Source organism: Brevibacillus sp. AG, assembly GCF_028369215.1.
Taxonomy (GTDB): Bacteria; Bacillota; Bacilli; order Brevibacillales; family Brevibacillaceae; genus Brevibacillus; species Brevibacillus porteri.
The window spans coordinates 1-10,237 of the sequence record NZ_JAQMYO010000029.1 but is presented as its reverse complement, the minus strand read 5'-3'; the positions used below and the strand labels follow the sequence as shown (position 1 = coordinate 10,237).

The following is a 10,237-nucleotide window of genomic DNA, read 5'->3' as shown; positions in this document are numbered from 1 at the left end:
GATTTTAAAGTCAAAAGGGTGTCTTGTGATGAAGAGTTATGAAAAAGGGGACCCTTATGGTCCCTTTACTGCTTTCAAGCTCCATGCTTGAACTTACATCATCAACCAATTAAAACCAAAAACGCCAATTGTCATTTTGTTTTGCTTCAAAATCTTTATACCATGATTGTCCGACTTGATTACCGAACTGGTCTAAAGCACGAACCATAATACTGTAATGATTTCCAACTCTTAAGCTACGAGCCGAAAATTCTGTAGATGTTTGTCGGCTTTTTTCCAAAACATAACCATCTGTAACGTTTGTAACAATAACTTCAAATCTTGTTGCAGTTGGTGGTTGATTCCAATATAAGTTTATGGTGACAAACTCAGCGAAAGGCTTTACCGCTTGTTTTTCAGATGCTTTTTTGGTGCTGGCAACATTGGTAACAGGTGCAAGCTGCTGTCCCTCTTGCGCAAATACAGGTGTCGCTGAAGTCAATAATGCCAGTGTTGCGAAAGCAGTAATAAACTTCTTCATTCTAACCACTCCTTCTATTTTCTTGCGCCCGATACAAAACAGGTTTGTTTGGACAACCATAATATACATCTTTTTACAATATATGTAAATATATGGAAATTTTAATTTTTTGTTACAATTTCTTTTTGCGAAATAATGTTCAAATAATTTTTGAAAGTGTGTAGATTAGTCTAACTGCCTAAATTGGTAAAGGACATCAATGGGGTTGGCTTGCGGAGGAGACCTCTGCCCGAAGGTTGAGTATCTCAGGGGAATCATGGGTGAGATGTAACTTTATTCAAGAAGCGTTCGTCTATCAAATGTATTTGCAAACTCCCGTGAATCAAATTCCGATACGTTTGCTACCACACTGAGGAGGTAACAAATCCATGAAAAAGGTTGTGTTCACCGCTGTAATCGCAGCCGTTCTGACTGTCGGACAGATCGCCTATCCAATTCAAGAAGCAGGAGCGGCAACGGCGGCATCCTATCGTATTGCCTACAATTTGCCCACGGTTCATACGTTGGAAGAAAAAGAAGTTTTTCATTCTCTCCTAAAAGATGCGCTTAAGATCAAAAATCCGCATCCCGCCAGCATCCTGGACAAAAACAGAAAAAGCCTCACGGAAATCGTCGGCGAACTTAACGGTACAGACACGCCGCGCGGTTTCATGATCGATGAATTCGGTGTTTCTAAAGATGGGTATTTGCTGGGCTTGTACAATGAGATCGGAATATTGGATCCCCTCTATCCTCAAGGTTACGATCCGGCCGCCATCAGCAAGCAAATAGAGCAGCAGCAAGCCTCTGGCCAATGGGAAGGCGAGCTACGGCAAAAGCGGGGAGAAGTGGAACTAAAAGCGCGGATAAACGCACTTGTCCAGGCGGGGTACGTACTGCCTGAGGACCTGAATGACCAACGGCTTACGAAGCAATTTGTTGCGGAGACGTTGTACCGCATGTACAAAAAAGTTAGGCCTTACAAGGGGAGTGTAGCTCCCAAGGACAGCCAAAGTGAAGCGGTCCGCTGGGCAGTAGAGGTGGGAGTGCCGGGATTCCAGGTCGATGCAAAAGGGTATGTGTATCCACAATCGCAGCCGTACTACACAGAAATGCTCAACTTCATCCATCTGTTTTTGCCGAGCAAAAAAACTGCGACTGGATGGGAGTATTTTCAATACGAAGTCAATCAAGACTTGTTGCTAGAGACCGTGCACAACTATTCGGGCGAATTGTTGCTTGTAAACAACAAGCCAATGTCTTCCCTTCCCAACTATGTGATGCTGTCTGATCTTCCGGAGAAGAAGAAGGCCGAAACGCAGTTCAGCGCCTCTCTTGCACCTAAAGTAATTGAGATGGTGGAACAGGTCCGGCAAGAAGTCCAAAAACCGCGCGTGTGGGACTGGCGAACAGACGTAATCAGGCATCCCTCCTTTGCCAAACTTGTGAGCGAGTACCGGAAAACGAAGAGCCAAAAAGCGCTGAATCAGGTCTATCAAACAGTCAAAGCCCGCTATAATTTATTCGATCGGCAGGACTCGCCGCAGGTCATGAAAAGCGTACTAGATCATATTCGGTGAGCTTTCGACGAGAACGGTTGGGGAGGGCCATTCCTAATACATTCCTAATTATCTATATACAATTATCGAACAATAGCACCCGTGTGGTGCTTTTTTCATGGAGGTGGGTGAAATGTAGTGCGCCAGTCGGACGAGATTGTAAAAGTCTTTCGTCCAGTTCGAACCGCTGGAGAATCAAGCCACCTCTGTCGGGCATTTCTCAACGGCAGAGGACGACCAGCCGACATCCTAGATTATGAGGTCGATCCTTATATGCAAAAGTTGTTCATTATGGCTTGCCAAGCAATTGAAGCAGAAGAAGAGGAGAAAGTTAGCACATAGCTTTCTCCTTCTCCCGAGCGATAGGGGGCTGGGGAGAGGAGAAAAGTCACATTTTGTCGTATGCGCTCGAATTATATGGACTGACGCCTTTTGGTAGGAGAGGTAGAATGTAGACAGGAGGGAGTAGTATATATGAGACAGGTTTTAATTTTGTTAGTATTTCTGCTTTTAACTGGCTGTTCTAATGTATCGGATACAGAAAAGAGCTTGGTTGAAGTATTTGGCGAATCTACTAGTGGAATAAAAGATAAGCTGACCAATACGTCTGACTGGTATCAAAATTCGCAATCGTTCCCCAATCTTAAAGCTTCATCAAAATGGTTCGAACGTGACGAAGGTAACGGATTCAAGACATATTTTACTTTTTCTGAGGACAGTACTCATGCATTCGGATTAGTTGTAAACAAAAACGAGAACAAGTTAGTTCAGGTTCTGGTAATGTCGGTTTTGGATCCAAAGTTTAATGAGAACGCGAGTGAAAAGGCATTTGCATCAGCCCAGATGATAACCACTGCGGCAGGCTGGACATTAGATGAAGCCAATGAAAAAATCAAGCAAATAACAGAAACAAGCATAGAGAAAGATACAGATCAGGTTAGTCACAATGGATTTGTTTTGAAAAGAGAAAGTAGAAGAGTGGAACAAATGGTATTCTATTCGATAAGACTGGAGAACGAAGAGGTTCCTGTAGAGTTTATGAGAGTATTAACTAATACATAGCAAAAGCGAAAACCATCTTATTTAGGTGGTTTTTCTATTTGGAGGTGAGACGGTGGGTGCAGTTGTAGGGCTTACCGCGTATATCCAAGCGAAAAATCATACATGGACAAAGAAAAAAGAGTAAAGGATTCGAGCTGACTCCTGTTTATTCATACTAAGCGTTCATGATTTTACAATATTTTATAATTTGTGTCGGTATTTTTTGCAATATTTTCAAGTGATTACTATTATTATGATTAAGAGAACAATGATTTGAGGTGAGTGATATTATCAGAAAAATTCTTTTGGTCTTACTTCTGGTGCTTTTAGCTTTCAGTTTTTTTGATCTTGACGTTAGCATGGGAATAAGCAGAAAGATTGTTGTAGTTCTCACAGTTGTGGTGGCTTTTGGGATTATTTATCTGGATAATAAAGGTGGAGGCAAGAAGGGTAAAAAAAATAACTAAATCGTTACTAGCAGTCGCATTTACTACAGCTTTTCTATTTACTGGATACTCTCAGGTAGCGGTACCTAATGTTCACGCAGCAGAACAATCTAATGATCGTAGTTTTGATATACTCCTTGAAATTGCAAAATCTGATTTGGAAGAAAAGACCTTTGTTAAGAATGGTCAAGACCCCCTTTCGTAGACAGTAAGAAAAACCCCGGCCGTTAGGACGCTAACTGAGGCCTAAATTCACTAGGCGTCAGTTTTTTTAATTTCAGTTGAAGACGTTCGTCGTTGTAAAAATGGATATATTCCTCAATTCTTCTTAGGGATATAGAGCTTCGGTTTTCAAATGAGAAAAGAAGCTTTCCATCGAGGAGTTGTCTAGGCAATTACTTCGTCGTGACATGCTGATCTGGGCGCCAACCGTAGGCAGCATGTCGTGGTATGCACGGGACGTGTACTGGTGACCCTGATCGTTGTGAACGATCACACCAGTCACGTCTTTTTGTGTTTTAAATGCTTTCTTGAAAGTCTCAAGAACTAGCGCATTGTCGTTTCGAGAGCGACGAATAACTGCTTTTATCCCCAAATTTTGCATCAACCGTAACACTTTTTTATGGTTTACTTTACAGCCATACTGACGTACTAATTCTGCTTGAATTCTGCGGTAGCCGTGAATTCCTTTCCTTTGCTTATAGATCGACCTGATCTTCTCTTTCAAAGACCCTTAAAGTTCATCGGTAAACCACAGGGGTTATTCCAATGTCTACTTTAAGGGGTGCACTTCATTTTGAGGAGACGGGTTTTTCATGTTTCTCCACTACTTTTGACAAGCCGTTCGCGCATATCTTCTCGACAGGAGGGGATGAACGGTGCATGTAAAGATTATACCGGGCAGTTCTACTGACAGTATTCGTTCCGCCTGTTACCACTATTTATTAGGAAAATACAGGAGGGAGAAGCCGTATGATCGGAATATATGCCAGGGTGAGTACAGAGGAGCAGGCGAAAAGCGGGTTCAGCCTCGACGATCAGGTAAGGGAATGCAGGAAAAAGGCAGCGACGAGTGAATCTGCCGAGTACATAGATGATGTATCTGGCGAGTTCCTAGATCGTCCGGCTCTCTCAAGGCTAAGACAAGATGTGAAAGATGGAGTCATTACAAAAATTGTTTGTCTGGACCCTGACCGTTTATCGCGTAAACTAATGAACCAGCTGCTTATTACAGATGAATTTGATAAGCGTGGTATAGAGCTTGTGTTCGTGAATGGCGAATATGCAAAAACGCCTGAAGGTCAGCTTTTTTACAGCATGCGTGGAGCGATTGCTGAATTTGAGAAGGCAAAGATTAATGAACGTATGAGTCGTGGGAGAAGAGAAAAGGCAAGACAAGGCCGCGTTCTCCGTGACTTTCAAATATATGGATACAGTTATGATTCAGAGAAAGAACAGATCGTAATTAATGAAGTTGAGGCAGCAGTAGTGCGACTAGTATTCGATCTGTTTACTCAGCCCAACGAGCTAGTTCAAGGTATCAATGGGATAGCTGTTTATTTAACCAATAAAGGAGTCCCTACAAAGCGCGGTGCGAGCGTATGGCATCGTCAGGTGGTACGACAGATGCTGATGAACGAGGCGTACGTGGGGAGATTTTATCAAAATAAGTGGAATACAGAAGGGATGCTGGGTAATCAGTTTCGCCAGCCAGATGAGAAAGTCCGTATGAAAATGCGCCCAAAAGAAGAGTGGATATCCTTGCCCTGCCCATTCATTATTGACGAAGTGAAATTTGAACATGCCCAGCGACTACTAAAGGAATCCAGAAGAAGATGGGCGGGACGGAGCTTCAACGAGTACCTCTTAAGCGGCCTAGTACGTTGTGGGTCCTGTGGAAATACGATGTCAGGAAGAAAAGCGAAAAACTGGAGCCAGCATGTTTTTGAGTATACTGATGTTAAGAATACAGCAGGTGCAAAAACTAAGGGGTGCGGTCGTCGTGTAAGATGTGAGCAATTGGACAATCAGGTTTGGGAAGCGGTTGCGTCCTGGTTGAATAATCCTGACGAGATTGCGGCGGTAGTGGAAGATAAAGTGGAAACTCCATTCGAGCAAGTGGAGTTGGAGCGATTGCAAAAGGAACTCGAAAAAACAAAAACAGGACGCAAGAGATTGCTTAAATTGTTTGCGTCTGGTGAAGGAGATATTGATGAAGAAGATATTCGCCAGGAATTGAAAGAACTGAAGGAGAAGGAAGATAAACTGAATCAGCGTCTAAATGAGCTGCTGGATCAAACAAAACAGCAGGTCGATTATGAGTATAGCCGCAACTTGATTCAAGAAGCTGCTGAATTTTATTTATTAAAAGCTCAGGATGAGCTCACCTTTGAGGATAAAAAAGAGCTGATCCGTCATGTGGTTAGGGAAGTAAGAGTTTTCGAAGAGAGTGTGGAGATATTCACGTTCTAATGTTCTGAGTAAATAAAGTGTGAAAACATATGCCGTCCTAGGCACCTAACAGACCATGGATCGTCTTGAGGCTTCCGTAAAACCTGGCAAAGCGCCTGGTTTTACAGTCCAAGGACGGCACAGAACACATAAAAGATCGCCACACACCTGGCCAAGCTGGCATAGGTTGTGTGGCGATCTTTATTTATTCTTTACCAGACTAGTTTTCCATAGATTTATGAAACTTTCTAACTATTTTGCGATTACAATCAAACCGTTTACAGCCTCCCTTCGTTTCCTTTGATAGTACCTTTAAAAAACATGTGTGAAATGGAGGAAGAATCATGAAGAAGACCGTGTTCCTAGCAGCTCTACTGCTCTTTGTCTTTACAGCTGCTGGAATGTCAGCCTATGCACAAATGGACGGTAAGCCGGCGTCCCAGGCAACATCAAATACCAGCCAAAGTAATAAAGTCATCCGGGTGTACGGACCAGGTGGACCACTTGGACCGATCAAGGAAGCTGCTGAACAATTTTCAGCTGAAACAGGAATGAAGGTGGAAGTAACAGCCGGACCAGAGGGCAATTGGATCGGCCAAGCAAAGCAAGATGCAGATATTATTTTCGGTGGCTCCGCATATATGCTGCAGGACTTCATCTTTAACCACCCCGAAATGATCGACACTAAATCACGTACGGAGCTTTACCCGCGTGCTGCGGGAATCTTGGTGAGGAAAGGAAATCCTAAGAAGATTGAAAGCCTGGAGGATTTAACGAAAAAGGGAGTAAAAATAATCGATGTGAATGGGGCTGGCCAGCTTGGCCTGTGGGAAGACTTGGCAGGCAGAAAAGGGCTGATCGAAGGCATCTCCCAAAATATTAACCTTTCTGTAAAGTCGAGTGCCGAAGCCATTGAACGATGGAAATCGAATGCCAGCCTGGACGCCTGGATTACCTATGAATCGTGGCATTACCGGCTCCAGGATGTGACTGATCTGGTCGAACTGCCCGAAGAAGAAAAGCTCTATCGTGGAACGCCGATCGCCCTGACGAAAATCACTGATCAGAAAAAAGAGGCACAGCAATTTATTGATTATTTAAGAACGGAAAAATCTCACCAAATCTTTCAAAAATGGGGCTGGAAGTAAGGACGAGACATACATCTCAAAAACTAGGAGGAATATACATGAAAAAAGCAGTTTTTACCCTTGCGATACTTTCGATTATTTTTGTTTTGGCTGCCTGTGGAAAAAGCACGGAGGTAAAAACAGAGACGGTTCAACCCGATCAAGCCCAAACGGAACCAACTAAATCGGAACAAGCCCCGGTTGACAGCCTCCAGCTTTTGAAGAATGAGAAAGCTGGAGAGTACCTGGCGGACCCACAGGGAAGGGCCCTGTATTACTTTAAAAAGGACGAAGCAGGAAAAAGCAATTGTAGCGGAGACTGCCTGGCAAACTGGCCGGCATTTACCCAGGAGGATTTCGCCGTCCCGGAAGGTTTTGACAAAAAGGATTTCGATACGATCACAAGAGAAGACAACGGGAAGAAGCAGGTTGCGTACAAAGGCTTTCCTCTCTATTATTTTGTAAAAGACCAGCAAAAAGGGGATGTAAACGGACAAGGAGTAAAAGAGGTATGGTTTGTCATAAACAGCGAAACAGCATTTGAATAAGCCTGCCCAGGGAACGATTAGTCGCGGTCGTTCCCATCTTTACTTTTAAAATAGTGTTATGGCAATATATTTTTATCCAAAAGCAGGGAGTGCCACATGAAAGAAAATTACGATGCGGAATTAATGCGATTGGTAAACGAAAAAAATGGTCACGCATTAGAGGAGCTCTATGATCGATATATAAAGCTTGTTTACGGCTTCGTTATGAAGTTTTGCAATGGGAATGAGGATAAGACGAAAGAGATTATTCAGTTGGTCTTTTTGAGGCTATGGACAACAAACTGCCATTACGATCCTGCTCAAGGCAGCTTTGTAAATTGGCTGCTCACGATTACTCGCAATATTTGCATTGACTACCTCCGAAAAGAAAAGAGGCATACGCAACACCATCAAGAGGAACACGAAGAGATCGCTGACCCTGCTAATGAAGTCGAGCAACGAGTAAATACGAATGATATTGCGATGGCGAAAAACAAATTGCCGACGGCGCAAAGAAAATTAATCGATTTGCTTTATTGGAAAGGGTATTCTCTTTCAGAGATCGCCAAGCTGGAACAAGAGCCGCTCGGCACGATTAAAAGCAGGCTTCACCAGGCTCTTAAAGGATTGAGGAAGCATCTGGAACTGGAGGATTTAAAATGAGAAGGGTTTGTGATCAGTTAATTCCATATATAGCAAATGAGCTCAAGGAGAGCGAACACATGGCCTTTGCTGAACATTTAAAGAATTGTACGGAGTGTAAGAAAGAATATCAGGAATTATCCCAGGCCTGGCATGCTTTGCCATTCGATTTTACCGAAATCGAGGTGCCTGAATCGCTAAAAGGCGAGGTGCTGGGGTTTGTTTTTGAGCACAAAAGGAAAAGCGGTACGGAAACATTCATAGCTAAGATGAGCAAGCTCGCCATGATGCTCAAAAGCCAGTTCACTCCAGTTTCAACCAGTATCGTGGCCGTCTTGTTACTCGCGTTTATTGGTCTTGGAATAGCGAATGTACAGGTAAAAAATCGGCATGTCGAAAATATACCCATTGAAATTTTAACGGCGATTCCCTTAAAAGCAGCCAATCAAAGCCACCCGGGAACAAACGGCATCGCCTATATTGTCCAGCAGGGATCAGAGAAAAGTTTGGTGGTGCAGGTTCACGAATTGCCCGGCGTCGAAGGTTCACAGGTTTATCAGGTTTGGCTGCTGAAAAACAGCACGAGGGAAAATGGTGGCATATTCAAGCCGGACGAAAACGGATCCGGAATACTGACCTACCAGCTCGCCGAAGGGCAGACTTTTGATCAAATCGGCATCACTGTCGAACCGGACGCCAACAGCAGACAACCAAGGGGGGGAAAAATAGCCGGGTCATAGAAATATCTGGCTAACCGTATAGTACGAACGGGTCTTCCTATCTGTATTGTATTCTAAACGGTAGAATCGATTTTGATCGATCTTTTTTCAAAATGAATTTGCAGAAGTTTTACGCAGCAGGCCGGTACTGACGTGTTGTAAGAGCATATTACTGTGTGGCAAGAGCAAGATCGATCCGTGTAATCCGCCATGATTCGTGAGTTGATCGAAAAGGAAATACCCTATAATTAACGGAAGTAGTAGGAACAACGAGGCAGTGTTTATACGCGTGATTAAGCTAACGGGCTTAACGATTATAAAGCTGTCGCACCTGCTAAGCAATGCTTGTACAATTATCTAAAGAATCTAAATGCTACATAATACTTGGAGGTTATGAAAATGATGGAGCAATATGTATTCCGTTAAGTCCGTGGTCCCCCTTGCTATCTCTATTCTCACCTTATAAAAATATAGGAGGACGAATATGGATATTTTAATTAGAGAACTGAGAGCTGGGGACGATGAGTGTGGTGCAAACATTGATGGGAGCTTTATCGTGGACTCTACCCTTGTCTTGCAACTAATGGGACAGCGAATCGGATATACGGTGATGGAGAGACCTCTTAGGAATAAAAGCTACGATGATGAACAGCTTGAAGAAGATACTGTTGAGGATTATTCGAACTATATCGACAATCCCCATCAAATTATTTATTTCGCGCTCGTAAACAATCAAGGTGTAGGTCAAATTGTTTTGAAAAGAAATTGGAACAAATATGCCTATGTGGAAGATATCAAAGTTGATAAGCAATATAGAGGATACGGTGTCGGTAAAAAACTAATCGAACAGGCTAAACGCTGGACGAAGGAAGGCGGCATGACGGGAATCATGCTGGAGACACAAAGTAATAATGTCCGCGCATGTAAATTCTACGAAAGTTGTGGTTTTGTCATCGGAGGTTTCGATTCCTACGTCTACAGAGGTCTAGATAAAGATAGTGATGAGATAGCAATTTATTGGTATCTCATGCTTGATTAATAAGTGATTGATCTTCAGCATATGTCTTCAAAAACCGAAATGATGGCAGCTTTTTTAAGACATTCCCCCAGTTTGGGAATAAATTTTTCTTGAAACAACTCCCGGCATATCAAGGATTCCAGTCTATTGCTTTATTTTCAATGAACATCTAAATCTGTCGATGCTCCCCTTTTGACATTTAGATTGA

13 protein-coding genes are annotated in these 10,237 nt (G+C 43.0%); 10 read left to right on the top strand and 3 right to left on the bottom strand.

Features of this window, described 5'->3' with window-relative positions; all coding sequences use genetic code 11:
- Window positions 1-109: 109 nt before the first annotated feature.
- Window positions 110-520, bottom strand: coding sequence for a hypothetical protein (locus tag POF51_RS31905; protein ID WP_069850441.1), 411 nt, complete (start codon window positions 518-520; stop codon window positions 110-112).
- 368 nt (window positions 521-888) lie between these two features.
- On the opposite strand from POF51_RS31905, the gene POF51_RS31900 reads away from it, so the two are divergent.
- The 4 genes from POF51_RS31900 (at window position 889) to POF51_RS31885 (ending at window position 3,566) form a co-directional block, all read left to right on the top strand.
- The gene (locus POF51_RS31900) at window positions 889-2,079 is read left to right on the top strand and encodes a hypothetical protein (RefSeq protein ID WP_069850439.1); all 1,191 of its coding nucleotides are present in this window, start codon (window positions 889-891) and stop codon (window positions 2,077-2,079) included.
- Window positions 2,080-2,196: 117 nt separating this feature from the next.
- Window positions 2,197-2,400, top strand: coding sequence for a hypothetical protein (locus POF51_RS31895; protein ID WP_069850436.1), 204 nt, complete (start codon window positions 2,197-2,199; stop codon window positions 2,398-2,400).
- Between the two features lie 132 nt (window positions 2,401-2,532).
- Window positions 2,533-3,120: a hypothetical protein gene (locus POF51_RS31890; RefSeq protein ID WP_069850433.1), complete on the top strand. Its 588-nt coding sequence runs from the start codon at window positions 2,533-2,535 to the stop codon at window positions 3,118-3,120.
- A gap of 257 nt (window positions 3,121-3,377) precedes the next feature.
- Window positions 3,378-3,566 carry a hypothetical protein gene (locus tag POF51_RS31885; RefSeq protein ID WP_069850430.1) on the top strand — a complete coding sequence of 63 codons (189 nt, stop codon included), beginning with the start codon at window positions 3,378-3,380 and terminating at the stop codon, window positions 3,564-3,566.
- Window positions 3,567-3,772: 206 nt separating this feature from the next.
- On the opposite strand, the gene POF51_RS32265 is transcribed toward POF51_RS31885, so the two are convergent.
- Both POF51_RS32265 and POF51_RS32260 read right to left on the bottom strand, forming a co-directional pair.
- A complete protein-coding gene (locus POF51_RS32265; RefSeq protein WP_139135944.1) occupies window positions 3,773-3,940 on the bottom strand; it encodes an IS3 family transposase in 168 nt (55 codons plus the stop codon).
- Window positions 3,874-4,272: an IS3 family transposase gene (locus POF51_RS32260; protein WP_139135943.1), complete on the bottom strand. Its 399-nt coding sequence runs from the start codon at window positions 4,270-4,272 to the stop codon at window positions 3,874-3,876. Before POF51_RS32260 ends, POF51_RS32265 begins: the two co-directional genes overlap by 67 nt.
- A 245-nt stretch (window positions 4,273-4,517) precedes the next feature.
- Here POF51_RS32260 and POF51_RS31880 point away from each other — a divergent pair, with 245 nt between their 5' ends.
- From POF51_RS31880 to POF51_RS31855, 6 genes are all read left to right on the top strand, one after another.
- The gene (locus POF51_RS31880) at window positions 4,518-6,017 is read left to right on the top strand and encodes a recombinase family protein (RefSeq protein WP_069850428.1); all 1,500 of its coding nucleotides are present in this window, start codon (window positions 4,518-4,520) and stop codon (window positions 6,015-6,017) included.
- A gap of 323 nt (window positions 6,018-6,340) precedes the next feature.
- A complete protein-coding gene (locus POF51_RS31875; RefSeq protein WP_069850425.1) occupies window positions 6,341-7,144 on the top strand; it encodes an extracellular solute-binding protein in 804 nt (267 codons plus the stop codon).
- A 38-nt stretch (window positions 7,145-7,182) separates the two neighbouring features.
- Window positions 7,183-7,671: a hypothetical protein gene (locus POF51_RS31870; protein WP_069850423.1), complete on the top strand. Its 489-nt coding sequence runs from the start codon at window positions 7,183-7,185 to the stop codon at window positions 7,669-7,671.
- A gap of 96 nt (window positions 7,672-7,767) precedes the next feature.
- Complete coding sequence (locus POF51_RS31865; RefSeq protein WP_069850421.1) at window positions 7,768-8,313, top strand: RNA polymerase sigma factor; 546 nt, start codon at window positions 7,768-7,770, stop codon at window positions 8,311-8,313.
- A complete protein-coding gene (locus tag POF51_RS31860) occupies window positions 8,310-9,032 on the top strand; it encodes an anti-sigma factor domain-containing protein (RefSeq protein ID WP_069850419.1) in 723 nt (240 codons plus the stop codon). The genes POF51_RS31865 and POF51_RS31860 overlap by 4 nt, the downstream gene beginning before the upstream one ends.
- 463 nt (window positions 9,033-9,495) lie before the next feature.
- On the top strand, window positions 9,496-10,050 hold the full coding sequence (locus POF51_RS31855) for a GNAT family N-acetyltransferase (RefSeq protein WP_069850417.1): 555 nt from the start codon (window positions 9,496-9,498) through the stop codon (window positions 10,048-10,050).
- Window positions 10,051-10,237 lie beyond the last annotated feature (187 nt).